The sequence below is a fragment of the Companilactobacillus sp. genome (assembly GCF_022484265.1).
Taxonomy (GTDB): Bacteria; Bacillota; Bacilli; order Lactobacillales; family Lactobacillaceae; genus Companilactobacillus.
This window is the reverse complement of sequence record NZ_JAKVLR010000001.1, coordinates 1762982-1788135: the sequence shown is the minus strand read 5'-3', so window position 1 is coordinate 1788135 and position 25154 is coordinate 1762982. Positions and strand designations below refer to the sequence as shown.

At 38.9% G+C, this 25154-nt stretch carries 25 protein-coding genes; 13 read left to right on the top strand and 12 right to left on the bottom strand.

Features of this window, described 5'->3' with window-relative positions:
* The first annotated feature begins 938 nt into the window (after positions 1-938).
* The 3 genes from LKF16_RS08530 to LKF16_RS08520 all read left to right on the top strand — a co-directional run bounded on the left by LKF16_RS08530 (position 939) and on the right by LKF16_RS08520 (position 3527).
* Complete coding sequence (locus LKF16_RS08530; protein ID WP_363305570.1) at positions 939-2324, top strand: APC family permease; 1386 nt, start codon at positions 939-941, stop codon at positions 2322-2324.
* A gap of 112 nt (positions 2325-2436) precedes the next feature.
* Positions 2437-2961 carry a methylated-DNA--[protein]-cysteine S-methyltransferase gene (locus LKF16_RS08525; RefSeq protein WP_291470515.1) on the top strand — a complete coding sequence of 175 codons (525 nt, stop codon included), beginning with the start codon at positions 2437-2439 and terminating at the stop codon, positions 2959-2961.
* Between the two features lie 11 nt (positions 2962-2972).
* Complete coding sequence (locus LKF16_RS08520) at positions 2973-3527, top strand: bifunctional transcriptional activator/DNA repair enzyme AdaA (protein ID WP_291470514.1); 555 nt, start codon at positions 2973-2975, stop codon at positions 3525-3527.
* Between the two features lie 24 nt (positions 3528-3551).
* Here the strand turns inward: LKF16_RS08520 and dhaK are convergent, their stop codons facing one another.
* Both dhaK and dhaL read right to left on the bottom strand, forming a co-directional pair.
* Complete coding sequence (gene dhaK / locus LKF16_RS08515) at positions 3552-4544, bottom strand: dihydroxyacetone kinase subunit DhaK (RefSeq protein WP_291470512.1); 993 nt, start codon at positions 4542-4544, stop codon at positions 3552-3554.
* Between the two features lie 11 nt (positions 4545-4555).
* Entirely contained in the window at positions 4556-5152 is a 597-nt protein-coding gene (gene dhaL, locus LKF16_RS08510) for a dihydroxyacetone kinase subunit DhaL (RefSeq protein ID WP_291470510.1), read from the bottom strand.
* A 297-nt stretch (positions 5153-5449) separates the two neighbouring features.
* Here dhaL and dhaS point away from each other — a divergent pair, with 297 nt between their 5' ends.
* Positions 5450-6007, top strand: coding sequence for a dihydroxyacetone kinase transcriptional activator DhaS (gene dhaS / locus LKF16_RS08505; protein ID WP_291470508.1), 558 nt, complete (start codon positions 5450-5452; stop codon positions 6005-6007).
* Here the strand turns inward: dhaS and LKF16_RS08500 are convergent, their stop codons facing one another.
* Together LKF16_RS08500 and LKF16_RS08495 are read right to left on the bottom strand one after the other, a co-directional pair.
* On the bottom strand, positions 6008-7000 hold the full coding sequence (locus LKF16_RS08500) for a dihydroxyacetone kinase subunit DhaK (RefSeq protein ID WP_291470506.1): 993 nt from the start codon (positions 6998-7000) through the stop codon (positions 6008-6010). It lies immediately after the preceding gene.
* Positions 7001-7059: 59 nt separating this feature from the next.
* A complete protein-coding gene (locus tag LKF16_RS08495; RefSeq protein ID WP_291470504.1) occupies positions 7060-8190 on the bottom strand; it encodes a glycerol dehydrogenase in 1131 nt (376 codons plus the stop codon).
* A 154-nt stretch (positions 8191-8344) separates the two neighbouring features.
* Here LKF16_RS08495 and LKF16_RS08490 point away from each other — a divergent pair, with 154 nt between their 5' ends.
* Positions 8345-8857, top strand: a complete 513-nt coding sequence (locus tag LKF16_RS08490; RefSeq protein ID WP_291470502.1) for an acyl-CoA thioesterase — start codon at positions 8345-8347, stop codon at positions 8855-8857.
* On the opposite strand, the gene LKF16_RS08485 is transcribed toward LKF16_RS08490, so the two are convergent.
* The 3 genes from LKF16_RS08485 to LKF16_RS08475 form a co-directional block, all read right to left on the bottom strand.
* On the bottom strand, positions 8854-9249 hold the full coding sequence (locus tag LKF16_RS08485) for a tautomerase family protein (RefSeq protein WP_291470500.1): 396 nt from the start codon (positions 9247-9249) through the stop codon (positions 8854-8856). The genes LKF16_RS08490 and LKF16_RS08485 overlap by 4 nt on opposite strands.
* 50 nt (positions 9250-9299) lie before the next feature.
* Positions 9300-9965, bottom strand: a complete 666-nt coding sequence (locus LKF16_RS08480; RefSeq protein ID WP_291470498.1) for an HAD-IA family hydrolase — start codon at positions 9963-9965, stop codon at positions 9300-9302.
* A 67-nt stretch (positions 9966-10032) separates the two neighbouring features.
* Positions 10033-10698 carry an HAD family hydrolase gene (locus tag LKF16_RS08475; RefSeq protein WP_291470496.1) on the bottom strand — a complete coding sequence of 222 codons (666 nt, stop codon included), beginning with the start codon at positions 10696-10698 and terminating at the stop codon, positions 10033-10035.
* 287 nt (positions 10699-10985) lie between these two features.
* Between LKF16_RS08475 and hflX the strand changes: the two genes are divergently transcribed.
* The 7 genes from hflX to LKF16_RS08440 all read left to right on the top strand — a co-directional run bounded on the left by hflX (position 10986) and on the right by LKF16_RS08440 (position 19084).
* A complete protein-coding gene (gene hflX / locus LKF16_RS08470; protein ID WP_291470494.1) occupies positions 10986-12272 on the top strand; it encodes a GTPase HflX in 1287 nt (428 codons plus the stop codon).
* A gap of 142 nt (positions 12273-12414) precedes the next feature.
* Positions 12415-14049, top strand: a complete 1635-nt coding sequence (locus tag LKF16_RS08465; protein ID WP_291470492.1) for a peptide ABC transporter substrate-binding protein — start codon at positions 12415-12417, stop codon at positions 14047-14049.
* Positions 14050-14069: 20 nt separating this feature from the next.
* Entirely contained in the window at positions 14070-15002 is a 933-nt protein-coding gene (gene opp3b / locus LKF16_RS08460) for an oligopeptide ABC transporter permease (protein ID WP_291470491.1), read from the top strand.
* The gene (locus LKF16_RS08455) at positions 15002-16024 is read left to right on the top strand and encodes an ABC transporter permease (RefSeq protein ID WP_291470489.1); all 1023 of its coding nucleotides are present in this window, start codon (positions 15002-15004) and stop codon (positions 16022-16024) included. The genes opp3b and LKF16_RS08455 overlap by 1 nt, the downstream gene beginning before the upstream one ends.
* Before the next feature lie 11 nt (positions 16025-16035).
* Positions 16036-17085, top strand: coding sequence for an ABC transporter ATP-binding protein (locus LKF16_RS08450; protein ID WP_291470487.1), 1050 nt, complete (start codon positions 16036-16038; stop codon positions 17083-17085).
* On the top strand, positions 17085-18008 hold the full coding sequence (locus LKF16_RS08445) for an ABC transporter ATP-binding protein (RefSeq protein ID WP_291470485.1): 924 nt from the start codon (positions 17085-17087) through the stop codon (positions 18006-18008). The genes LKF16_RS08450 and LKF16_RS08445 overlap by 1 nt, the downstream gene beginning before the upstream one ends.
* A gap of 110 nt (positions 18009-18118) precedes the next feature.
* On the top strand, positions 18119-19084 hold the full coding sequence (locus LKF16_RS08440; RefSeq protein WP_291470483.1) for a hypothetical protein: 966 nt from the start codon (positions 18119-18121) through the stop codon (positions 19082-19084).
* A 214-nt stretch (positions 19085-19298) separates the two neighbouring features.
* Here LKF16_RS08440 and LKF16_RS08435 read toward each other — a convergent pair whose 3' ends face one another.
* The 4 genes from LKF16_RS08435 to thiD form a co-directional block, all read right to left on the bottom strand.
* Positions 19299-20525: a hypothetical protein gene (locus LKF16_RS08435; RefSeq protein ID WP_291470481.1), complete on the bottom strand. Its 1227-nt coding sequence runs from the start codon at positions 20523-20525 to the stop codon at positions 19299-19301.
* A gap of 211 nt (positions 20526-20736) precedes the next feature.
* Positions 20737-21315, bottom strand: coding sequence for a TIGR01440 family protein (locus tag LKF16_RS08430; RefSeq protein ID WP_291470479.1), 579 nt, complete (start codon positions 21313-21315; stop codon positions 20737-20739).
* Positions 21316-21321: 6 nt separating this feature from the next.
* Positions 21322-21828, bottom strand: coding sequence for an ECF transporter S component (locus LKF16_RS08425; protein WP_291470477.1), 507 nt, complete (start codon positions 21826-21828; stop codon positions 21322-21324).
* Positions 21809-22618 carry a bifunctional hydroxymethylpyrimidine kinase/phosphomethylpyrimidine kinase gene (thiD, locus tag LKF16_RS08420; RefSeq protein WP_291470475.1) on the bottom strand — a complete coding sequence of 270 codons (810 nt, stop codon included), beginning with the start codon at positions 22616-22618 and terminating at the stop codon, positions 21809-21811. The genes LKF16_RS08425 and thiD overlap by 20 nt, the downstream gene beginning before the upstream one ends.
* A 117-nt stretch (positions 22619-22735) precedes the next feature.
* Here thiD and LKF16_RS08415 point away from each other — a divergent pair, with 117 nt between their 5' ends.
* A complete protein-coding gene (locus tag LKF16_RS08415) occupies positions 22736-24139 on the top strand; it encodes an aminotransferase-like domain-containing protein (RefSeq protein WP_291470474.1) in 1404 nt (467 codons plus the stop codon).
* Between the two features lie 35 nt (positions 24140-24174).
* On the opposite strand, the gene LKF16_RS08410 is transcribed toward LKF16_RS08415, so the two are convergent.
* Complete coding sequence (locus LKF16_RS08410; RefSeq protein ID WP_291470472.1) at positions 24175-25143, bottom strand: 2-hydroxyacid dehydrogenase family protein; 969 nt, start codon at positions 25141-25143, stop codon at positions 24175-24177.
* Positions 25144-25154 lie beyond the last annotated feature (11 nt).

The window sequence follows — 25154 nt, the reverse complement described above, 5'->3', positions numbered from 1 at the left end:
TCCTATCAACTAGTACGTCTGATTATTAATTGAAAGAACAAGTAGTTTATACTTAAAAAGTAAAAAATTTTAAGGTGTCCTTACCGTTGTTTTATTTATTAATGAAACGCAAAGGAGCTGGAAGCCATGTATGAGAGCTCACAATGGTAAGAAAGGCTCTCATTTTGACAGAAGTTATTGTCATACTAGTAGTGATCTTGCTACTAGTAGTTGCCGTGAAAAAATAGGCGACAAAAAAAGAGCTAGACACCACCATGTCTGGCCCTTTTAAATCATAGTTAAATCTGTTTTAAAAACGGTAAGGACAAATAAATTTTTTCAAGCATCCAGAAAATTCTGGGTGTTCTTTTTGTCCCTTGCTCTTAGTTACGAATTTATATTACCATCATTCAAAAGATTTTCCAATTCCCACAAATCAAAAACCCCACAACTATTCAGTATCTAAGAACAATGCCGCATCGGAACAGAGAAGAAGGCGAAGCCGCCTTCGTACCAAAGTGAACAATCCAACAAAGGGAAAAGTGCGTATGGATTTTGTGTTCAAGGGGTACAAAAACAAAAAGGGGAGCGCATAACACTGCAATCTACCACCACACTAGGTTGTGATGTGGGGGCGCTCTGGCTCAATGGAGAAGTTGTCCTTAGCCGGTGACGACACCGGGTTAGGACAAGACCAAGCTTGAAGATTTTTGCGGTCTATGCAAAAAGCTCCAAGTTGTGTCCTCCATGTTCCAGACAAGAAGGCGCCCCCACATCACAACCGGCAGTGAACCTCCCCCAACAATTTAGTTTGATTTATCTCTCTATTAGATACACAATTTACGATATAATAACTAAGTTCCAAAAAATCAAATTATATAGGGGTGTTAATCTTGGGGGATAAATTGCCACAACTCGACTCTAAAAAGTCGTACATCAGTTGGCCCGTCGTTGCCCTAATGGACTTCGTTACCGTAATCGGCTTCGACGACATTATCTATAATTTCCAAAACCAAGGTCTAGGAATCGTCTTCACCTGGATCATAATGCTATTTTTATTCGTTGTACCTTATGAAATGATGGTTGGTCACTTAGGATCAGCCTTCAGTCATGAAGGAGGCGGAATGACTTCTTGGGTCCGTGGTACAGGCGGCAACGTCTGGGGATATATTTGTGCCTGGACTTATTGGGTCGCCGGACTTCCTTACATTGTCGATGTTGCCAACTCCATGCTGATCTCATTCGGCTGGTTGATCAACGGTAACAATAAGATGTCTGATACGATGACAAACAGTATGTTTGCCTTACTCACAGCGGTTATTTTTACAGTCTTCATTTTTATTCAACATCATTTGAAAAATTCACTTCAATGGTTATCGATCATTGGTGGTGGTGCGATGTTTGTTGTAACTATTCTTTACGCTATTATGACTATCGTTTACTTGAGTCAAGGCAACGCTCCACATACTTCACCATTTACTATCAAGTCATTCATCCCTAAGTTCGATCTTCACTACTTATCAACTTTCGGACTAGTAATTTTTGCCATGAACGGTGCCGAACTAGCTTCGCCATACGTTACTGAAATGAAAAATGGTAAACGTGACTTTCCAAAGGCCATGTGGATGCTAGCAATTATGACTGGATTCTTGACCGTCTTTGGATCATTCTCACTGGGAGTATTCTTCAACGCTCACCATTTACCTCATGATTTAAAGATGAACGGTTCTTACTACGCCTTTCAAGCTATGGGTAATGACTTTGGAATGGGACATTTCTTCCTATACTTATTCGCCATTACTCAAGCGATTTATATGATGGCTCAATTAGCCGTTTTGATCGATGCATCAACCAGAATGTTCTTATCAGATACAGCCAAAGCCTACTTACCAAAACGTTTGACCAAGACCGATTCACGTGGTCTTCCCATCAACGGTTATTGGCTCACGACTGGGATCTGTACGATCATCATGGTCTTGAGTGCTACTTTGCCAAATATGAATTCGATCTTTAATCAACTATTGAACTTGAATGGGATCGTTTCGCCATACGTAACTTGTTTCGTATTCAGTTCCTTCATTTTAGTTCGACTTCATCCTGACAAGTTCCCATCTGACTTCACGTATATCAAGAACCAAAAGCTCGCCGTATTAGTCGGTGCATGGTGTTTCTTGATCACTTTCGTAGCTGCAACAATGGGAATCTTACCTGTTGATGAAGCTTATGGTACCGGAACTTGGTATCACGTACTCGCATTAAATATCATTGAGCCATTGATCATGGTCGCAATTGGTATCATCTTGCCAGTAATCGCCAGAATTCAAAGACGTAATGATTTAGCTTAAAAAATTGATCCCATTATCTTTTTAGATAGTGGGATTTTTTGTATCCAGATTAAAAAGCCAGATTGTTCTATCCAAAATTGTTATACTCAAGTGAACAAAGGAGGTCGAAACCTTGCTTTTTAAAACCACATACGATTCGCCATTAAAAGAGATCACTATTTTGACCAACGAAAAATCGCTGTTAGGCCTCTGGTTCACTGCCCAGAAGTATTTTGGAGCCAAGTTCAATCTGGATGAAGCAACTAATCAAACCAACGTTATTGGTAAAAAAGTTATTGCTTGGCTGGATGCTTATTTTGCAGGTCATCAACCAGACGCCACAAGTATTCCAGTCGATCCTAAAGTCACGCCGTATCGTCGATCAGTTTCAACTATCCTGCAACAAATTCCTTACGGGCAAGTTTGGACTTACAAACAAATTGCCGAAAAATTGAATCAGCGTCAAACTCACCAAACTTCAGCTCGTGCCGTCGGTGGAGCGGTCGGACACAATCCAATCTCTATCATCATTCCCTGCCACCGAGTCGTCGGAAGTGACGGCAATCTGACTGGTTATGCTGGCGGAATTGATCGAAAAATCGCCTTACTAGAATTAGAAGGTTTCAGCCACGACAATTTAATAAAATATCACATTTAGGAAGTGGAATTATGGTCTCAAATGCTGAATGGAACGCCATCAAGAATAACGATCACAGCTTTGATGGAAAGTTTTGGTATGCCGTCAAAACTACCAAGATATTTTGTAAGCCATCATGTCCTTCAAGACGGCCAAAACGGGAAAATATTCAAATTTTTCACGACCCGCAGGAAATTTTGCAAATGGGCTTTCGTCCTTGTAAAAGATGCCGGCCACTTGATAGCTTCGTGTCCAATCAAGTTTGGGTCGAAGAGATCAACGATTTTTTAAAAAATAATTTCCAGCAAAATATTACTTTGGAAGATCTTTCCCAGTCATTGCACGGTTCTCAATCTTATTTGAGACACGTCTATAAGAAACAAACTGGCCAAACTCCCCAACAAACAATTTTAGAATTACGTTTGAATCTGGCGAAAGAGCAACTGCTATCCAGCAACGAGCCAGTTAATGTCATCAGCAGATCATGTGGCTTCGACAGCACAAATTATTTCATCCGCAGATTTAGGCAAAAATTTGGCACCACACCAAATGAATATCGAAAATTGCAGCAAAAAAATAACAGCTAACCGTGAGGAGTTAGCTGTTATTTTTTACCAATTAGTTGTTTTGACATCTGAGTGTAGATATTCAGACCAACTGTCTTCTTGAATCTCAAGCAATGTTAAAGAGACTCCGGCCATTTCGATTGCTGTAACGAAAGTACCAACTTTACTGAAGACAACTCGAACATTTTTTTCAGCTAATTTATCTAAGACATCATGCATGAAGATAAATTGTTCCATTAATGGTGTCCCACCAAGTCCGTTCACTAACACGGCAAATTTTTTATATTTGACCGAACCGAAATCTGCCTCAAGCTTTCCAAAAATTTCTTCTACCAATTCCTTTGACGGAACTAATTTTTGACGCTTATATCCTGCCTCGCCGTGAATTCCAATGCCATATTCGATCTCGTCATCAGCAATTTCAAATCCCGGTTTTCCCACTTCAGGTACAATGGCAGGTTCTAACCCAACGCCAATGGTTTTGGTTTTCTTGATGACACGATTCCCTAAATCAACTAATTGATCAAGGGTATAACCTTTCTCGGCTGCCGCGCCAACGATTTTTTCTACTAGGATCGTTCCTGCAACACCTCGACGTCCTTGAGTGTGTTCGCTATTTTCAACCGAAATATCGTCATCAACAATGATTTGTTCAACTTTAATATTTTCTAAATCTGCTAGATCACGAGCAATATCGAAATTCATCACATCTCCAGCGTAATTTTTGACGATCATCAACACACCTTCGCCTTGATCTGCTTCTTTAATTGCTGCCAAGACTTCATTTGGAGTTGGCGATGTAAATACTTGTCCACAAACCGCGGCATCAAGCATGCCTTGGCCGACGAAACCTGCATGTAATGGCTCATGACCACTTCCACCACCGGAAATGATACCGACCTTTTTAGAAATATTGTCATCATTTCGTGCAACGACAAATGTTCCATCAACTTGTTTTAATAAGTTTGGATAACTACGTACTAATCCATCTACCATTTCTGGCAAAATATCTTCTGGAGCATTAATAATTTTTTTCATTCATCTCATCCTTAATTTGCTTGTTCTAAAATTCCATCTGTTTCTAAAAGACTTTCAAATAAGTATCCACTTGATAGAGCACCAAGATCTGGATATCCAATCGAACGGTCGCCAATGTATGAAGAGCGTCCCTTCGAAGCAGTGATTTCTTTAGTCTTATCAACCGCATTTTGAATAATTTCTTTATTCAAAATATTTTTGTGGATAGCCAATGTAGCCGGAATCCATGTATCCAACATAGTTTTGTCGCCGAGCTTTGCACCACCTCGAGTCTCGAGTTTCATGATTGAGGAATCTAACATTTCAGCAAGATTCTCGGTATGACGACTAGCTTTGGCAATCTCAAGAAAAGCAGTTCCATACAAAGCTCCGGAAGCTCCACCAACTTTATTCATGATCGACATTGCTGTTACTTTGAATACCTCTGTGATGCTCTTGGGATCTTGAATCTCGAGTTGTTCGATAACCTCGTGCATCCCTCGACTCATATTGTTCCCATGATCTCCATCACCAACAATACTGTCGATTCGACTGAGTTCACTCTTTTGATCGTCAATCTTTTGAGCATAATTTTTCATCCATTGTTTAGAATTTTCAACTGTAAGCATTTTTAATACCTCTCTGTTTTTTCGATAACAAAATCATATAATGAAAGCGTTTTATTAATAATGGACAAATCTTTTTGTTTGTCCCCACTGCTTTTATAAAAAAGCCGGTCTGAGTATAAAACTCAAATCGGCTTAATTAATTTGGTGTTATTTGTTATCAAAAAACACATAATAATGACACTAATATTTGTTGTATTTTTTTGAGAAATATAGGAAACTAGACCTACTCAAGCGATGTAAACGAATACATTTTTGCTATGATCTGCCAAATATCAGGAGAAAAGTTCGAGGTTATTGATGTCCTATACAAAGAAGAAAATGATAGCTAATTTAACAAAAGATTTAGTTGTAGAAAATGGTCTTGATGCCGTCAGCATTACCAAAATTATGTCTTCTGCAAATATGAGACGACAAACGTTTTATGATTATTTCCTGGATAAGTACGATCTGTTAGCTTGGTTATATCAAGATGAGATCTCTGAAATTGTTTCTGATAATTTAAACTACGAGAAGTGGGTCAACATTGTCGACTATTTATGTGCCTACTTTTTCAACAATCGAAAGTTCTACAAAATCGTTCTGACTGACTCTGGTCAAAACAGCCTCGACAACATTATTGAACAACAGCTTGAAGAATTCATTCTAACAATTATTGATGATCTTAAAATAAAGAACAAACTTCGCACAAAAGCTGCTACGATAACTTTTTACACGAGCCTTTTGGCTAATTCATTATTAGCAGAGATCAAAAATTGGATTACTGTAGAAAATACACGAACCATTGGAGACGAATCTCGATTGATCAAAATGTATATTGAAGACGTCATCAATGGACTGCTTTTAAAAGTCGGCTGATCATTGCCAAGCAAAGGCTGTTGTATCGTAATTCAATAATTTTATCCAATTGGGATCTTCAATTTTGAATAAAGTAATTGAAATCCCTGTCATATTATATGAAGTCAAATAATTGCCGGTTTTTACTAATTCCGGATGTAGTCCTTTGAGTTCGAACAAATTAACGACGCTTCTAGTAAAAACAAATTGATCCATGAGTGGGAGCGTTCCGAGTCCATTCACCAAGATTGCTATACTAGTTCCGGATTCTGAGCCTGAAACAGCATACAACTTATTGACCAACTCTCTAGAAAGTCTCTCAAATGATTGATATTTCTCAGTTCGGTAGCCTTTCTCACCATGGATACCGATCCCATACGCTATCTCGTCAGAGTTTAATTGAAATGACTCAAGTTGGCGGTTAGGAATCTCCGCACCGCTTAACGCTACGCCTAAGGTCGACAGATTTGCGATTGCCTTTTTTCCCAATTCTAAAAGTTGCGCCATGCTGTAGTCCTTATCAGCTGCTGCTCCTAATAGTTTGTGGATAAAAATTGTTCCAGCAACTCCACGTCTTCGCGGCTCCTTGGTTTCTGGATCAACTGAACGGTCGTCATCCACTATCAAAATTTCCACGACATATCCTTGTTCCCTCAATACTTCGCTAGCTTTTAAAAAATTATTTCGATCAGCTGCAAAATTCTTCACGATAAATAAGATTGGTCTTTTATTACCAAAGTACTGGACTGTTTGGACTATTTGTTCTGCACTGGGTGGTATAAAGATATCTCCCACAATTGCCGCATCAAGGGCACCGGCACCGACATAACCTAAATCAAGCGGTTCATGTCCACTGCCCCCTCCTGATATCAGGACAACTTGACGATCATTTGGTGAACTGACCACGCTATTAACGTGATCTAATTTTTTTAAATTCGGGTGTGCCATGACGGCTCCCTTGAGCATTTTGGAAACAACTAGTCTATCTTCGTGGTCATCGATCAAATTTCGCATGTTATTCTCCCGTACAAAAAGGCTGAGACAAATGTCCCAGCCTCTTTAATTGCTAATAATTATTTGTTTTCAAAAATTGGAATGATCTGATGTTGCTTCTTAAATGCATCAACATATGCTGAAGCAGCCTTCATTGCATTTACGACCATTTCTGGAGTCACTGCAAAAGGCATATTTTTCATAGTTTCATCAGGTGCTGTTGCCAATGTTCCTATTTTAATTAACTCATCTTCTGAAAGTTTGTCAAGATGAGTATCTTTCATTGTAATTGGCAATCCGAGCGTTAGCCAAAATTCGATGTACTTGTCCATAATTTCATGTGGAGTATCTTCAAGTACTAATTCGACCATTGCGCCAAAGGCAACTTTTTCGCCATGTGTTAGATGATGGATATCCCCTTTAACAGCTGTGAATCCATTATGAATTGCGTGAGCAGCAGCTAGCCCCGCATTTTCAAAACCAAGTCCTGATAGGAGTGTGTTTGCTTCAACGATTGCGTCTAAAGCAGGTGTAACTAATCCATTCTTGTTAGATTCAACTGCTTCATAAGCATGATTCCATAAAACGCGTTCACATTCAGCAGCAATAGCTTTTCCGGCAAATGTAGCAGCACCATTACCCATAGTGGTACCATGCTTGATTGCGGTAGCTTTGGCTTCTATATTAGTTGCCATCGCGTCTGAAATGCCTGAAACTAACATTCTGACTGGAGCATTAGCAATAACCTTAGTATCCATCAAAACAAGGTCAGAATGTTTAGGATAGAACATGTAACGGTCAAATACACCATCTTCTGTATAAAGAACTGACAATCCAGCAGTTGGAGCATCAGCTGAAGCAGAAGTTGGCGCAATGATCAATTTTGTTCCAGCTTCATAAGCAATACCCTTAGAAGTATCAAGTGTTTTACCACCACCAAGACCAACAACGACATCAACGTTTTTTTCCTTAGCAATATCAGTAATACGGTTGATTTCTTCCACTGAAGCTTCACCATTAAAAATGACTTTTTCAATCGTAAAATCATTTTTTTCTAGGTATTCAACAAACTTGTCACCAGCAATTGACCAAACGATCTCGTCAGCCATGATCAACAAATGCTTGCCTAATTTTTGAATATATTCAGCACTGTGATTCAACAAGTCTGATCCTTGAACATATGTATCTGGACTTACAAATAATTTATCCATATTAGAACTATCTCCTTTAATTTGGTTCGTTTTACAGATAAACTATATAAAAACGCTTACATATTTAGAACGGACAAATTGTCTTCTCTGTCCATTTTTATTTAAGTATCGTAAAATTATCATACTAATAAATCATTCCAAAGGATGGCTAACCATGAAATCAATGAAATGTAAGGATACTCTATCAATCACTAACCACCGTGTGTTTGCTTCTGATTTGAACGAACACGACACCGTTTTTGGCGGTCAAATTTTATCGGCAATCGACAACAATTCTTCAATTGCTGCTTCAAGAGCTGCTCGGATCGAAACGGTCACTGCTTCAGTTGACCAAGTCAACTTCATGCATCCATTTGTTTTAGAGGATTCACGATGTGTCGAATCATACGTTACGGGAATCGGAAAATCATCGATCGAAGTCTTCACCAAAATTATTGGCGAGCATTTAAAAACTGGCGAGAGATTCCTCGGTTTGACATGTTTTTCAACCTTTGTTCTGATTGAAAAAAATATCGAACTTCCAGAAATCATACCCGTCAGTCAAGAAGAAAAATATGTTTGTGCAGGTTATAAGCAACGTAAAATTGAACGTGGCGAAAAACTTAAAGAACAAGTCGAATTAAATAAGCACATGACGCTCGACTTTCCTTGGGACCAAGAACATTAATTCAGTTCGCCGGTCATAAATTGTCCACGACCTAGACCAAAACTCCAGTCCTCATCTGAGTTCACAGTTAAGTTGACCATGACGTCTTCTGGTCGTTGGTCTAAGTGGTTATTCAACTCTTGGACTAGTCGTTCGTAAAACTCGACCTTTTGGTCTTTCGTTCTGGGTCTAGTAGTTAAACTGAACACCAAAACCTTGTTGCTACGTTTGAATCCTAATCCTGTATCCAAAATTTGCATTTCGTAAGGTTCGTGTTGAGTTACTAATTGGTAACGATCCCCCTCTGGTGCATCAAAAGATTCCTTCATAACTTCGTAAGAGAGATCAAGAATCTGTTTGATCTGACTTTCGTCAAAGCTACCCTTGATCATATCAATTCTCATAAGTGGCATAATGTTTCCCCTTTCAACATTTACGTCAATAATACCAAAAAAGCGGACCCTTAGGCGTCCGCTTTTAATATTGGCAAAATTTCATCTAATTTATTTACTTCATGAGTTGGACGAGCCAAATCAGTTGGCTTGTCGCTATCGCGATTGACCCAAATCGATGGCCAATCTAGTGCGTCAGCTGGAACAATATCGCTAGCATAGCCTCGGGCAATATGAATATGATTTTCTGGCGTTAATCCATAATTCTGCTCAACCGCTCTGAAAAATTTCAAATCAGGTTTATACGCATGAACGTTTTCAGCCGTCCAAACGTCAAATGGCACTTCTAACGTCTCCACATTTTGCGGAATGATACTCCACGATGAATTGGACATCATGATCAGTTTATATCTGAGCGAGACGAATTTTTCCAAGGTATCGATCACTTCTGGAAATGGCTTCAAATCTCGATGAGCTTGCAGTACTTCAACGTAGTACTTTTCAAATTTGTGTTCGAGCCCAAATTGAAAGTCCAAGTTGATTAAATTGTTCCGAGTCAACAGATCGTAGTCAACGTAAGGATGCATATTTGACCTATCATCTTGATACTTTATGAATCGCTGACGCGCTGACTTTCCGTCGACGCCAATGTCTTCTGCGATCTCTTCGACTTTATCGTATAGTCCAGCTTCATTTAACAAGGTCCCGTAACAATCAAACGTTAAAAATTTATCCATTTCCTTCACCCCACATGTTTGCAAATTCATTGTACCATTGCCGAAAAATCAAAAAAAAGTGGAGCCTTTAGACTTCCACTTCTAAGTATGGCAATACCTCGTCTAATGTTTTGACTTCATGAGTTGGACGAGCTGATTCAGTTGGCTGGTCGTTATCGCGATTGACCCAGATTGATGGCCACTTCATTTGGGCACATGGCACAATATCGTAGCCATAGCCTTGAGCGATGTGGATATGATTTTCAGGAGTGAAATTATAGTGTTCTTGAACTTCCTTGAAAAAATGGAGATCAGGTTTGTGTGCATGAACGTCTTCAGCCGTCCAGACATCGAATGGAACTTCGAGAGCTGCAGAATTATTTCTCATCAAACTCCAGGCTGAATTAGACATCATGATCAATTTATAATCCATGGAAATAAATTTTTTCAAAGTATCAACTACTTCTGGAAATGGCTTGAGATCTCGATGAGCTTCAAGCACATCAACGTAGTATTCTTCAAACTTATGATCTAATCCAAATTGAAAATCCAAGTTGATCAAATTGTTGCGAGTAAACAGGTCATAGTCGACGTATGGATGTACATTTGATGGATCCTGACGATATTTAACAAAGCGTCGCAGTGCATCCTTGCCATCGACGCCCAATTCATTGCCGATTTCTTCAATCCGACTGTACATCGTATCTTCATTGAGCAAAGTTCCATAACAATCAAACGTTAAAAATTTTTCCATAATTTTCGCCTCACAATTGCCGATATAATTGTACTTATACGCCAATTGTACCATTTTGTGAATATTTTAACTATCTTTTGCTGGGACAACAATTAAGACCCAACGCATCAACTAGCACTGTCCATTACCGTATCTAACCTAAATCGTGTTATCATGGTAACTAACTTAAACGAAAGGATTTGATTGCCATGCGTTTTTTGCGCTTGAGAAAAGTAAGTACTACTGCATACAAATAACTTACTGGCATTAAATTACCCTGGTGTATTTAGTGCCGCCAGGAGGAAAATTTGGAAGACTTAAATATTAAAAAAGAACGAGTGATCGTGGCTGGTGTTAGCCACTTACAAGAAGACTTTGACTATACAATGGAAGAACTTTGTTCATTAGTAGTCGCAAATAACATGGAAGTCGCTGACGTTATCAAGCAAAACGCAGATTCAGTCAGCGGTGCCACTTACTTTGGTAGTGGTAAAGTTACCGAGATCGCACAAATTGCTAACGCTGATGATGTAACGACTATCGTATTAAACGATGAACTTACGCCATCGCAGATCAGAAATTTGGAAAAAAGCACTAAGCTTTCCTTTATGGACCGGACCGAATTGATTTTACAAGTCTTTTCTAACCGTGCTCATACTAAACAAGCCAAGTTGCAAGTTGAGATTGCCAAATTACAGTATCAACTTCCCAGAATTCACCCATCAGGTAATCCACTGGATCAACAATCTTCATCCGGTGGTTTGGCTAACCGTGGTGCCGGTGAAACTAAACTAGAACTCGATCGTCGTGTGATCAGAAAACGTATCGACTATTTGAGAAATCAATTAAAATCAGTCGACAAGACTATCGATGTTCAAAGTCATCGTCGCACCAACACTTCGTTGCCATTAGTTTCGTTAGTTGGTTATACTAACGCTGGTAAATCAACGACTATGAACGGTTTGTTGAACGTTAACAAGGACGATTCGCAAGACCGCAAAGTTTTTGAAAAAGATATGCTCTTTGCGACCTTGGATACTAGTGTTAGAAAAATCGACCTTGAGGATAATACTAGTTTCCTACTATCTGATACAGTTGGTTTTGTTAGCAAATTGCCACATAACTTGATCGAATCATTCAAGACTACCTTGAAAGAAGCTGCCGATGCCGACTTGCTAGTTCAAGTGATCGACGTTTCTGACGAACATTGGCGAAATATGCTTGAAGTCACTGAAAAGACTTTAAATGAGGTTGGCGTCAAAGGAAAACCAATGATCTATGCCTTCAATAAAGCCGATTTAAAGCCAGGACAACAGTTCCCATCGATTGAAGGAGACAACATTTACTACTCCGCTCTCGATAAAGAATCAATTGAGAAATTGGTCGAGCTGATTAAAATCAAACTTTATGCTAACTATGAAGAAGTAACGCTATTGATTCCTTATAAGAGTCAAAAAATAGCTGAGGAAATCCTTAGAAATTCTCAAATAATTTCCAAAGATTTCACAAACGACGGAACTTCTATCAAAGCAAAATTAAGTCCTGATGAAATCAATCGTTACAATGAATTCATTCAAGAAAAAGCCCCTGAATAGGGGCTTTTTTGTTTTGTATTTTAAATTGTATTTAGCTACAATATATATTGGCAAACAATTAAAAATATTTTAATCAAAAAGTATTGTGATTAACTTTGAGGAGAGTATTCTAATAAGTATTGTATGTTACAGGGAGGTAAGTATGAAAGTTAGGAAGTATTTATTAGGGCTGATACCGCTCATTGGTATAGCGCTTATCCTATCTGGATGTGGCTCGGCTACAGAAAAGGATAGCAAAACTACCCTAGCCATCAGTTCAAGTGATGTTATTGCTACCATGGACTCTTCACTTAACACTGATACTATCGGTGGTCAAAATTTAGATAACACTATGGAAGGCTTGTACCGATTTGATGGGAAAACATTGGTACCAGGTCTGGCTACAAAGGTAGTTAAACCAACTAATAATGGTAAAACTTATACCTTTAATTTGAGACATTCCAAGTGGTCAAATGGTAAACCAGTTACCTCCCACGACTTTGTCTATGCTTGGAGACGAACTGTCGATCCTAAGACAGCTTCTCAATATGCTTATATATATGAAGGAATTGAAAATGCCAAAGAAATCAGTGCTGGCAAAAAGTCGCCTGACACCCTTGGTATTAAGGCCTTAGGGGACTATAAACTAGAAGTAACATTGTCTGATCCAATTCCTTACTTCGACAAGCTGATGGCTAATTCGACCTTCTTCCCACTTTATAAGCCATCTGTTGAAAAAGCCGGTAAGCAATACGGTTTGAAGAGTGACGGAATGGTCTTCAATGGTCCGTTCAAACTAGTCAACTGGCACGTATCTGACAACAACTGGACTGAAGTTAAGAATAAAAACTACTGGGCAGCCGATAAGGTCAAGTTAAACAAGGTTGAATATTATGTAACCAAAGACCCTAATACAGGTCTCAACTTATACGATTCTAACCGGATCAATCGTCTTGAAAAAATCAGTGGGGATACTGCTCGACAAGTTTCCAACTATCCAACTTTTTCAAAGGATAAATTTGCTTCAACTTTCTACATGGAACCAAACGAGGAAAAATACGCATTCTTTAGAAATGAAAAGATCCGTCGCGCCATTTCTTATTCGATCAATCGTGACCAAATGAATGACAACATCAATGGTAAGACGACTGGTTGGACTACTTCTGTTGTTCCTGCCGGAATGTCTGACAATCCAAAGACTCACGTGGACTTTACAGAAGAAGCTCCAATTAAATCAGTTGAAAAATATAGTTCTTACAATCCAAAACTTGCTAAAAAGCTTTGGAAAGAAGGAATCAAAGAAACTGGTCAAAAGAATCTCAACTTCACGCTGCTTGGTGATGATACTGATCAAGCTAAGAAGCAAAACGAGTACATCCAAGGTCAAATGGAGAAAAACCTACCTGGTTTAAATCTGACTTTGAGCAACGTTCCATTTAAGTCACGTCTTAATAAATCAGAAACTGGTGATTTTGACTTAGTTATCACTGCTTGGAATGCTGATTACCCTGATCCTTATTCATTCTTGCAATTATTCATGAAGGGTAATGCCCAAAACAACAGTAAATGGACTGATCCTGAGTTCGATCGTCTCGTAACACGTAGTGCAACTACTGATGCCAACGATGAACAAGCACGTTGGAACGATATGTTGCAAGCTACGAAGATCTTGACTGAACAACAAGGTGTTATTCCGTTGTATCAATATTATCAAGCTAACTTAACTAGAGAAAATGTTAAGAACTACCGAGTATCGCCAAATGGTGCATACAACATGGTTACTGTTTATAAAAAATAATTAGGGAGTTGGGGGACAAAATGACTAAATATATTCTCAGAAGAATACTTTATCTCTTCTTGACCCTATTCATTATTGCTTCAGTCACCTTCTTTTTGATGAAGTTACTACCCGGTACTCCGTTTACGAACGAAAACCGTCTTTCACCGGAACAATTGAAGATCGTTAAAGCGCAATATGGATTGGATCAACCAGTATTCATTCAATATATCCGTTATATGGGAGGCTTAGTCCAGGGAAACCTTGGTACTTCTTTCCAATTTAACAATGAACCTGTAACACAATTAATTGGTCAAAGACTTGCTCCATCAATGCAAATTGGTGCCCAAGCTATGATCTTAGGTACTGTTCTAGGTATTTTACTCGGTGCAGTTGCCGCTATTAGAAAAAACACTTGGGTCGATACCTTAGCAACTTTCATCTCGATCCTCGGATTATCCATCCCTTCATTCGTGTTGGCTGTTTTATTGCAGTTCTATCTTGCATTCAAATGGCACATTTACCCAGTTGCACTCTGGGATAACTTCCAATCCAGTGTTCTACCAACACTAGCTTTGGCGGCTCTTCCTTTAGGTAATGTGGCTCGATTTATGAGAACTGAAATGGTCGACGTTATGAGTAGCGACTACATTGAATTAGCCAAATCAAAAGGTAATTCAAGCTGGCAAGTCGTAACTAAACACGCTTTGAGAAACTCATTGATCCCAGTTGTTACCATCATCGGTCCAATGGCTGTTGCCGTTATGACTGGTTCAATGGTTGTTGAAAACATCTTCTCAATTCCTGGTATTGGTGAACAATTCGTCAAGTCGATCACAACTAACGATTACCCTACAATCATGGGACTTACTATTTTCTATTCATTCCTATTGATCCTAGTAATCTTGATTGTCGATATTTTATACGGACTCATTGATCCAAGAATTAGATTAGGAAATGGAGGGAAAGAATAATGGAGCAAGCACCAAAGATTCCGAAGGAAAAATTTAAATTACTTCATCATGAAGACAATCAAGAACAAGAAAGTCTTGGAACTCCATCACTTACTTACCTTCAAGATGTCAGACGTCGGCTTTTTTCAAACAAGGTCGCTACGGTTTGTCTCTGGCTGCTAGGTATTATCGTCTTGATCTCAATATTTGCTCCAATTGTTGCACCTCACAATCCTAATGCTCAACAAGTTCAATACTCTAACTTGCCACCTAAATTGGGCAACTTGGACATCCCTGGATTCAACGGTATGCAAAACATGGGTGGAAAAGTTGTCGATGCTTATAAGGCTGTTGGCGCACCTAAAGGTACCTACTACATTCTCGGTACTGACTATCTTGGACGTGACCTCTTATCAAGAATCATCTACGGAACACGTCTTTCACTAGTCGTTGCCGTTCTAGCAACCTTAGTCGATCTGATCATCGGATTGCCTTACGGTATCGTTTCCGGTTGGAAAGGTGGAAAAGTCGATACATTCTTACAACGTATCATCGAAATCGTTTCATCTATCCCTAACTTGATCGTGGTTATCTTAATGATGATCATCTTAAAACCCGGACTTACTTCGATCGTTATCGCCATTGCCTTAACCGATTGGGTCACGATGGCCAGACTGATCCGTGCTCAAACGTTCCAGCTCAAAGAACAAGAATATGTTTTGGCAGCTAGAACGTTGGGTGAATCATCCACTAAGATTGCTACTAAGCATTTAATTCCTAACTTATCGTCAACAATCATTATTCAAACTATGTTTACGATTCCTAATGCCATTTTCTTCGAAGCTTTCCTAAGTTTCATTGGTATTGGTATCCCTGCACCAAACGCCTCATTAGGTACACTACTATCTGATGGTCAAAAAGCCTTCAGATTCTTGCCTTACCAAATGTGGGCACCCGCAATTATCTTATCGATCATCATGATCGCCACTAACCTACTCGGTGATGGACTTCGTGATGCCTTTGATCCACAATCATCAGACTAAGGAGAATAGTTATGGAAAAAATATTAGATGTTAAAAACTTACACGTCGACTTCAAAACCTATAACGGTACTGTCCAAGCTATTCGTGGCGTTGACTTTCATTTAAACGCTGACGAGACCTTAGCCATCGTTGGTGAGTCTGGTTCAGGTAAATCAGTTACAGTTCGTTCAGTTTTACAATTATTAGCTAAGAACGCCACAATTTCTCAAGGCGAGATCTTGTATCACGGCGAAGACCTTTTGAAAAAATCGAATAAAGAAATGGATGCCATTCGTGGTAATAAGATCTCAATGATCTTCCAAGACCCAATGACATCGCTTGATCCAACAATGACAATTGGGAAGCAAGTTGCTGAACCACTTTTGATCCACAACAAAGTGTCAAAAGCTGACGCCTTAAAACGTGCCGAAGAAGTTTTACGTTTAGTTGGTATCCCTAATCCCAAAGCTAGAATGAAAGATTATCCTCATCAATTTTCCGGAGGTCAACGTCAAAGAATCGTCATTGCGATTGCTATCGTTGACTATCCTGAGATCTTGATTGCTGATGAACCTACGACAGCTTTGGATGTTACCGTTCAAGCACAGATCATTGATCTATTGAATGAATTACAAACAAAAATTGGTACCTCGATTATCTTCATCACCCACGATTTAGGTGTTGTTGCAGGTATTGCTAATCGAGTGGCCGTTATGTACGCTGGTAAGTTCGTTGAATACGGCAGCGTCGACGAAATATTCTACAATCCACAACATCCCTATACTTGGGGATTGCTAGATTCAATGCCTACTTTGGACACTTCTGAACAAAATCGTTTGCATTCAATTCCAGGTACGCCACCAAACTTATTGAATCCACCAAAGGGCGACGCATTTGCACCAAGAAATGCCTACGCAATGGAAATCGATGAAGAAGAACAACCACCATTTTTCAAAGTCAGCAAAACTCATTATGCCGCAACTTGGCTCTTGCATCCTGACGCACCAAAGGTAGATCCACCAGAATCGATCAAGCAAAGATATCAAAAATATCAAGAAATGTTAGGAGGCAATGTTAAATAATGGCAGATGCGAAAAAAATCGTTCAAGTTAAACATCTCAAACAATATTTCAATATTGGTAAACCTAACGAAGTTAAGGCTGTTGATGATATTTCCTTCGATATTTATCAAGGCGAAACCTTTGGATTAGTTGGAGAATCTGGTTCAGGTAAGAGTACGACCGGACGCAGTATTATCCGCTTGTACAATCCTACTAGTGGCGAAATCCTTTTTAATGGCGAGGACATCAGCAAGATCAAAAATCGTAGTGCTGATATGAAGAAGTTCCGTCGTCAAATGCAGATGATCTTCCAAGATCCTTACGCCTCATTGAATCCAAGAATGAAAGTTAAGGACATCATCGCTGAAGGCCTAGACATCAACAATCTGACTAAAAACGACGATGAACGGACTCAACGTGTTGAAGAGTTATTGAACATGGTTCATTTAAACCCTGAACATATGACACGTTATCCTTACGAATTCTCTGGTGGTCAACGTCAAAGAATTGGTATCGCCCGTGCTTTAGCCGTTGATCCACAATTTATTATCGCCGATGAACCTATTTCAGCTCTTGATGTGTCGATCCAAGCTCAAGTCGTTAACTTGTTGCAAGACATCCAAAAGCAACGTGGACTAACTTATATGTTTATTGCCCATGACCTTTCAATGGTGAAATACATTAGTGACCGTATCGCAGTTATGTATAGCGGCAAGATCGTCGAACTAGCTAGCTCAGACGACATTTACAACCACCCGCTTCATCCCTACACTAAGAGTCTTTTGTCGGCCATCCCAGTTCCTGACCCTGAAGTTGAAAAACACCGTCAGAGAATTGATTTTGACCACACCAAGCACTTCAAAGATAATCAACATCTTCAAGAAGTACTGCCAGGACATTGGTTGTACTGCGATGACGAAGAGGCAGCTAAATATAAAGAATAATAAAAAAGACATTTCTGATTGTATACAGAAATGTCTTTTTTTAGTAACTTACATCATAACTAATTAATGACTTGTATAATTAGAGTTAAGTACATAGGGAGGGTTTTTACATGAAAAAATCGACAATTGTTTTGTTAACTGCAATTTCAATTACCACGGTGGCTAGTTCTAGCATAACCGGAACAGCTTTAGCAGACACCACCGAGAATACTGTTCAGACAGCTGTTCCTGCTAACGTTTCAAGTTCCGTAACCGATCTGCTCAATAATCAGACCCAGGCGAAAGTTTCAGTTCAAGATTCCAGTGTTTCAAAAACATCAACTCGTCCAACCTATGGACAATCATTTTCATTGAGTGACTTTATCAAGATACCAATCGTTTCAAAATATATCTTCAAAAACTTCACTGTTCTTGATTACGCTAAAAATTTGCGTGATGTCCAATTCAAGTATTACTTCTCTCGTTGGACCGATTCAGGTATGCCCGCAATGCAAACTTGGACTTCTTTCTGGCAAACCGGACTAGGTGGCGGTCCAAGTCCTATTAATATTTATGTTGACGCAATTTACAATGGACAAACGATTGCAACCAAAGTGATTCCCTACGACTATTCATCGTATAAAGGATACAGTGATCCATCACCTGCTAACGGTGTGGCAACTTCAAGTAATGATGGTGTGACACCACTCATTGATTCCGAAAATGCTCAATCCAATCGTGGAGTCGCTGCAAACACTGATTGGCGTACCGATAAAGTTAAATATGATAATACATTCTCAGAGTATTTGTATCGTGTTTCAACTTCTGAATGGCTTAAAAACGCTACTATTAAAACAAATGGAGATTCTGGTATCAGACTTAGCAACCGTATTGCAGGTGTACCCGATATAAACACTTTTTCAACATACGGACAAGAAACTCACGTAATTAGTGACGATGGAACAGTTTATGATTTTACATTACCAAAGAATACCAGTTGGTTAATTACTTTAATGGCATTTGATCAATTTGGTGTACCATATTATCAAGTATCAACAAATGGTTGGGTTACTGGCCTTCCTTATCAGGTCAACTAATAACCACTTAAACAAAAAAGGCTTAGTTTTGACAATTATGTCATTAAACTAAGCCTTTTTTTTGTTACTCAATGATTTCAATTTTCTTATCTGCTGTAATTTTAATCATAAAATAACCATCAAAGTTGTTCTAACTTTGATGGAGTGAGTCAAAACGATATTATGAAATAATTTTTATCATTGGGTATTTAATAATCAACTTTTATATCAATCATTAATTTATGGATTTTATACTGGCATTTATTTCATTAATCTTATTTGTTTGATAAATATTATTCTTAGATTGTCTTTCATCTAGATCCTTTAGTCTATTTGTTTGCTGTGCAATTTTATTATTTAGACCATTAACATTCTTATTGATACTAATTATATTGTTTGAGACATTGTCATTGTATTTTTGAATGCTCCCACTTAGACTTACTTGAGAATCCCTGATAGAATTCGTTATAGATATATTTGCGTTTCTAATCTCATCTGTCAAATTTCTTTCCATTCTATTCAATTGTTCAGAATGACTAACAAATGTATCAGCCTCATGATATGATTCTGATCCTTTTAATATTTGTTCATATATTCTGAGCATATGAGCCATATTTTTAGTATCTTCAATTGGAAAATAATATATATGATTAGATAGAGTTTCATAATAATGATTTAATTCGTATTCTGTTGATTCAATAGCAATATTAATATTATCAATATACATACGATTGATAATATCGATACTTTCATTAAATTTAAATTTAGTCTTAAGGGTATCATCATTTATATTATTTGATTCACAATAATCGGTATCTGACTTTATAATTTTAGAATATTTATTTTCCCGCTTTTTATTCTTATAGGTACCAATAGGATCAGCTATCACGCCAACAAACCACGATAAGATAAAAAGAAGTATACCAATCCATACCATCCAACCGAAAAACTTAATTCCATCTTGTCGTAAATAAATGAGCATGGTATTTAGTGGAATAGATCCGGTATTCATTATCTCCCACCCTTTGAGTTTAGCCCAGATAATTATTGCAATAATTATAAAAACTATCCACAGAAATCTCACATTGATATTTAACGGTCGTGCTTTTGGCATTCCCCCACCATGCTTCTGCCTATAAGATAATTCATTTGGATGCATACTTAAATTCTTGAATTTTGAGAACTTGATATTATTATTTTTAATTGATGATTTATTCTCATTATCTAATTGATTTAGTTGATCTTGATACTTCATCCTCAATTCATCAATAGATAATTTAGCCCCAATCATCATTTTTAAATGTAAATCTAGTTCATCGACGCCCATTCTAGATAGATGTTTAGTACTTTCAATATCCCATGTATATTTTGGATTATTCCATCTATAATCACTTTGAAGTAGTTTTTCAGCTTTTAAACGGACATCTTCTTTTGTCCTGTGAACATTCATCACTTCACCCATTGTTAACCCCCATAAATACATAATTATATTTATATTAATACTATAACAAATTAAATTAAATTTGTATTTGCATGAAATAAATAGTCTACATTTTGAATTTTAAAAAATGCTGTTTGATTATCATTAGATTGTTATTTATAAATATAAAAAAATAAATTTATGATATAAAAAGGCAGTTAAACGATATTACGCGTTTAACTGCCTTTTTGATTTAATTATTTTGTTCAACAAATTCTTTATGTTCGATTGGCTCATAATTTGCTCTTGGTCCTCCGACGTACTTAGGACGTGAGCGTAATGCGGTCACATGAGCTGCACCGAGTTCTTTTTGAGTGGGACGGACAGGAACTTGAACGAATTTAACATGCATTCCAATAGAAGTATCGCCAATATCGATCCCGGCTTGGGCAACGATATGTTCAACTTCAACTGGATCATCGAACTGTTCAAAGGCAGCAACTGAACAAGCACCACCGGCATGCATTGCGGGAACGACTGAGACAATTTCAAAGCCTTTAGCTTCTGCAACTGAGCGTTCGACCACAACACTGCGGTTAATGTGTTCGCAACCTTGAACTGCTAAATGAATGCCTAATGGTTTCAAAATCGAACGCAAAGTGTGAATAATACGTTCGCCAACTTTAGGATCAGATGCTTTACCAATATGGCCACCAACGATCTCACTCGTTGAACAACCTAAAACGAATAGATCATTAGGTCGCAATTTAGCTGCATCCAATACTTCTTGAACCATCTTTGTTAAATCAGTTTCTAAGTTCTCTAACTCCATAATATTTCATCCCTTCACCCAATTTGGTTTTATCTTGGTCAAACTGCCGACAACTAAAACAGTTACGGCTATCCCGAATCCTACTTGAACTAAGTTTCCTGGAACTGATGCTAAACCAGCAGGCCATCCAAATAGTAAGCTTGTTGCGAGGTAGTAACCGACGACCATAATAGTACTGCCGGCTAAAAGTGGTAGTAGCAAGTTACGAATTGCTAATTTGCGGTTCTTCGTCATATAAGCGACGGTAAATCCTTGAAGTCCGTGAATAACTAGTGAGAACAAACACCAGACCGGATATCCAGAAATGATATCGATCAAGAATCCGCTCGCACCGCCAACGACGACCCCGACGGGATTTCCAAATAAAATTGCACTAGTATAAATACCCACCTCACACAATGTAACGAGTCCGTGGGTAGCTGGAACAGGAATGACCACTAAGATCGACATTGCTACGGTCAACGCAGTCAAAACTGCGGCTAAGACTTCCTGTCTAATTCGATTTTTTTGCATGATGATCCTCCTGTTGACGGGTTGCTCCTTGCCAAACGCTTCCGGAATCACCAATCGTGACGCCATGAATTATTGCCAATCTAACAAATTCTTTCGCCATTTTAACAGCATCTACGACCGACTTTTCTTGTGCTAAAAAAGCGGTGATAGCAGCTGAAAATGTACATCCGGCACCATTTGTGATTGCCGTATCAATTTTGTTGTTGCGGAACCAATACCCTTGTTTTTCGGTTAACAAGTAATCAACTGCTTCGTTTCCTGACAAGCGACTGCCACCTTTGATGATGACATTTGGACAACCTAAGTCTTGAATTCTTTGGGCAGCTTGAGGAAGTTGTCCGATCGATTCGATCTTTAAACCACTCAATTGCTCAGCTTCTGTTAGGTTAGGCGTTGTCACACTAGCTAACGGCAACAAGTCATTTTTCATGGCAGCTAGATAATCCACCTCTTCAGCAGTCTCGCCCTCTTTAAAAACGAGTACCGGATCAACTACTAATGGTAAATTGTTTTCTTCCAATTCTTGTTTGACTAACTCGATCATCGCTACCGAACCCAAAAGTCCCGTCTTTGCATAAGCGATGGGCACTTGGGTCAAGACTGAATCCAATTGTTCTTTTACCAGCTCTGGATCCAAAACTTTGATCGAAACGTCGTCTGGAAAAATATTAGCTATGCTCGTGGTGGCACTTAGCCCAAAGACATTCAATTCTTCAAAGGTCTTTAAATCAGCTTGCAGACCACCACCTGCTAAACTATCTGAACCAGCGATGGTTAAAACGTTCTGCATATGATTACCTCCTAATTTTTCCATTTTCCCGTTAAAAGGTTGATTGAGCAACATCCAATTGGTTTGTTTTTAATCCAGCCAATTAGTATACTAACAGTTATATATGGAGGATTAGTCATGATCAATTGGTCCAAAGATCTACCCGATATCAAACCAAAATACTTAGCAATCATTCAATTAGTTAAAAATTTGATCCAATCTGACCAACTGTTGCCGGGTCAAAAGTTACCCTCCGAACGCAGTCTAGCGCGTTGGTTGCAAGTTGACCGTTCAACTGTGACACGAGCACTAAGCGAACTAACTGCTCAAGATCTAGTTTTTAAAAAGCGCGGCAGCGGAACTTTTGTCTCGCAGACTCCACACATCAAACCGCTGTCGATCAATATTAATTGGCAATCGTTGCTCGACCCGGTGGTAACGGTGAACGATAATATTCAAGACCAGCTGATGCAGGCACGAATCCTCAATAAAGGCGACTTGATCGATGGGGCTGCCGACGAATTGCCAGCTGACCTGATTCCGAGTTTGGAAACTTTTCAATTCAACTGGCAGACGCATTTGGAAAATCATAAGTATGCATCGACTGCTTATCAGCCATTGATCGACACGCTCAGTCATCAACAGCAACTCAGCCAAAAGATCTCGTTAGATCAGCAAAACATCGTGGTCTCTGGTGGTGCTGCCCAATCCCTGTTGCTAGTTTTGAGTAGTCTATTAAGTCCCGGTGATGCAGTTGCCTTCGCTACTCCATCATATTTTAATGCGACCGCCGTGTTCGATACTTTGAGCATTCACACTTATCCTGTCCCATTGATCAACAGCAATTTTAATCTTGCCGAATTAGAAGACAACATTTTGAAGCATCGCATCAAACTGTTGATCCTAAATCCTACCTTCGAAAATCCAACTGGCGAAACCTTGACCTTAGAACAGCGCCAACAGATCATCGATCTCTGTCAAAAATATCAAGTGCCGATCATTGAAGATGATGTCTTCGGCTGGTTAAGCACGGCAGATTCAAATGTTCCGACTTTAAAATCGTTAGCACCAGAAAACGTGATCTATATCAGCTCCATGTCAAAACTTTTGGGAAAAGGAACTCGAATTGGCTGGATCATTGCACCTCGTGCTATTAGTCAACGATTGTTGCAAGTCCAGCGTCAACTAGACATGATCCCAAGCATGCTCGCACAAGAAATGGTCAACATGGCTTTGACCACACCTAGTTTTATGCCCGAGCTTAGTCGCCTAACGACCATATTGCAAAAAAGACGCTTAGCAGTTGCTAAAATTTTCCATAAGTATCGACCTGATTGGCAATTCTCAATTCCCGAAGGTGGCTTTTATCTGTGGGTCACACAGGACAATCCCGATATTTTTAACCAATTGCTGGAAAAAAATATTCTGGTGAAGCCTGGCACTATTTATGGGGCTGACCGTAAAGCGTTTAGATTCAATGTTGCCCGTTTAAATGATGAACGTCTGGATCAACTAGCAGATCGATTACAAACTTTAGTCTAAAAAATCTCCCTTGGAATTCACCAAGGGAGATTTTATTATTCTACTCCATTAACGATATATTTAATTGATTCACCATTCAAAGCTGCAATGGTATTATTAGCGACAATTTCTGCCATAGCATTTCTGGCTTCGACTGTAGCATTACCAATATGCGGAGTTAAGATAACGTTTTTTAGCTTCTTGAATCCATCATCCACATGAGGCTCCTTTTCGTACACATCCAAGGCAGCACCAGCGATTTCCTTCTGATTGAGTGCATCCAGCAATCCTAATTCGTCGATCACCGGACCTCGTGCGGCATTGACCAAAACTGCTGAAGATTTCATCATTTTATATTCATCGACTCCAATATAATGATGCGTTTGTGGAGTATCTGGGATATGAATTGAGATCACGTCGGATTTTTTCAAAAGCTCTTCCTTAGTAACGAATGTTGCTCCCAATTCAACTTCTTTAGCTGTTGGCAGTTGGTGACGTTGCGTATAGAGGATCGGCATGTCGAAAGCATGCATTCTCTTGGCCACTTCTTGACCAATTTGTCCCATACCGATTATTCCTAGGGTCTTGCCACTTAATTCGTGGCCTAAGAAAAATAGTGGAGCCCAGCCGTTGAATCCAGTGGTTCTCATCACTTGGTCTCCTTCAACAACGCGGTGCAACAGACTGATGATCAAGGCTGTAGTAACTTCGGCTGTTGATACCGCCGATACAAATGGTGTGTTAGTTACTGGAATACCCTTTGAAGCAGCGTATTCGACATCGATATTGCTAGTTCCAACACCGAAATTAGCAATCAATTTCAATTTAGGAGCACTATCCAAAATGTCTTGGTCCACCTTAGTTGATAACGGCGTGATCAAATAATCTACGTCACTGACACCTTTTTTCAAAGTATCATGGTCGATCAATTTATCTCCGTGAAAGACATCGATATCCAAATCAGTTTTTTTCAATAGATCCAAAGCGTGTTCTGGAATTTCTCCAGCAATAAATACTTTAGCCACAAAACCACTCC

Coding starts and splice junctions, on each gene's coding strand:
- LKF16_RS08465 (WP_291470492.1), top strand. CDS start 12,415: ATGAAAGTTAGGAAGTATTTATTAGGGCTGATACCGCTCATTGGTATA.
- LKF16_RS08495 (WP_291470504.1), bottom strand. CDS start 8,190: ATGGATAAATTATTTGTAAGTCCAGATACATATGTTCAAGGATCAGAC.
- LKF16_RS08480 (WP_291470498.1), bottom strand. CDS start 9,965: ATGGATAAATTTTTAACGTTTGATTGTTACGGGACCTTGTTAAATGAA.
- dhaL (WP_291470510.1), bottom strand. CDS start 5,152: ATGCTTACAGTTGAAAATTCTAAACAATGGATGAAAAATTATGCTCAA.
- LKF16_RS08440 (WP_291470483.1), top strand. CDS start 18,119: ATGAAAAAATCGACAATTGTTTTGTTAACTGCAATTTCAATTACCACG.
- opp3b (WP_291470491.1), top strand. CDS start 14,070: ATGACTAAATATATTCTCAGAAGAATACTTTATCTCTTCTTGACCCTA.
- LKF16_RS08435 (WP_291470481.1), bottom strand. CDS start 20,525: ATGGGTGAAGTGATGAATGTTCACAGGACAAAAGAAGATGTCCGTTTA.
- dhaK (WP_291470512.1), bottom strand. CDS start 4,544: ATGAAAAAAATTATTAATGCTCCAGAAGATATTTTGCCAGAAATGGTA.
- LKF16_RS08520 (WP_291470514.1), top strand. CDS start 2,973: ATGGTCTCAAATGCTGAATGGAACGCCATCAAGAATAACGATCACAGC.
- LKF16_RS08475 (WP_291470496.1), bottom strand. CDS start 10,698: ATGGAAAAATTTTTAACGTTTGATTGTTATGGAACTTTGCTCAATGAA.
- LKF16_RS08450 (WP_291470487.1), top strand. CDS start 16,036: ATGGAAAAAATATTAGATGTTAAAAACTTACACGTCGACTTCAAAACC.
- thiD (WP_291470475.1), bottom strand. CDS start 22,618: ATGCAGAACGTTTTAACCATCGCTGGTTCAGATAGTTTAGCAGGTGGT.
- LKF16_RS08425 (WP_291470477.1), bottom strand. CDS start 21,828: ATGCAAAAAAATCGAATTAGACAGGAAGTCTTAGCCGCAGTTTTGACT.
- LKF16_RS08430 (WP_291470479.1), bottom strand. CDS start 21,315: ATGGAGTTAGAGAACTTAGAAACTGATTTAACAAAGATGGTTCAAGAA.
- LKF16_RS08445 (WP_291470485.1), top strand. CDS start 17,085: ATGGCAGATGCGAAAAAAATCGTTCAAGTTAAACATCTCAAACAATAT.
- LKF16_RS08530 (WP_363305570.1), top strand. CDS start 939: ATGGACTTCGTTACCGTAATCGGCTTCGACGACATTATCTATAATTTC.
- LKF16_RS08485 (WP_291470500.1), bottom strand. CDS start 9,249: ATGCCACTTATGAGAATTGATATGATCAAGGGTAGCTTTGACGAAAGT.
- LKF16_RS08490 (WP_291470502.1), top strand. CDS start 8,345: ATGAAATCAATGAAATGTAAGGATACTCTATCAATCACTAACCACCGT.
- LKF16_RS08415 (WP_291470474.1), top strand. CDS start 22,736: ATGATCAATTGGTCCAAAGATCTACCCGATATCAAACCAAAATACTTA.
- LKF16_RS08455 (WP_291470489.1), top strand. CDS start 15,002: ATGGAGCAAGCACCAAAGATTCCGAAGGAAAAATTTAAATTACTTCAT.
- dhaS (WP_291470508.1), top strand. CDS start 5,450: ATGTCCTATACAAAGAAGAAAATGATAGCTAATTTAACAAAAGATTTA.
- LKF16_RS08500 (WP_291470506.1), bottom strand. CDS start 7,000: ATGCGAAATTTGATCGATGACCACGAAGATAGACTAGTTGTTTCCAAA.